Source organism: Giesbergeria sinuosa, assembly GCF_042652905.1.
In the GTDB taxonomy this organism is placed as follows: domain Bacteria; phylum Pseudomonadota; class Gammaproteobacteria; order Burkholderiales; family Burkholderiaceae_C; genus Simplicispira; species Simplicispira sinuosa.
In genome coordinates this window covers 1-618 of sequence record NZ_JBHSHJ010000034.1, presented here as the reverse complement: position 1 = coordinate 618, position 618 = coordinate 1, and the positions used below count along the sequence as shown (strand labels likewise).

1 protein-coding gene is annotated in these 618 nt (G+C 44.8%); it reads right to left on the bottom strand.

From position 1 onward, the window contains the following. Window positions 1–412: 412 nt before the first annotated feature. A partial coding sequence (locus tag ACFO6X_RS15840; RefSeq protein ID WP_382434997.1) for a hypothetical protein occupies window positions 413–618 on the bottom strand: 206 nt, incomplete at its 5' end.

Below are 618 nucleotides of genomic sequence, written 5' to 3'. Positions count from 1 at the left end.
CTAACGAACTAAGGTAAGCGGCAGCTGTAAGCTGTCCGCTTGAGCGATAGGTTAGATGTATCTCTAAAGTTTCAGCAACCGTCTGCATGCTTCCAAAGATGCTGCGGTCAAAGCCACCGCTACTGAGCTTGATGTCCCCACATAGACGAGGATGTCTACCACAATATTTATGCTCAACGCTGTGGCCAAATATACTCTTCGAAACGGGATGACAATATAGAGAAGTTCCTTGTTGAGACGGAACCGATTTCTTGTAAGGTCTATGGTCTCATTATCGAAACAGTAGATTTCTGTGACGGGCCGGATGAAAAGATATTGCAGATAGTATTTAAAATACAGCACTTCTACCAATTCATCCCGAAATAAATCGGTGAAAAGGCCACTTGGTATATGTAGCGCAAGCTGGGCTGGCTTACCCCATTTTTTCAGTGTCTGGATCCTCAGGACAGCCACTCACAGATGCCGTGGTAACTAAACTCTCCAGTAGTTCTTGGCCAAAGAGGACTTCAAAAATACACAGGCGTACCCACTTCCAACGAGATAAAACAGGGGTAACTCGTTCAGTGTCACGAAAGTAGATAATCTTCCAGTAGTTCTGGATGATTGGTCTCTGCGTAT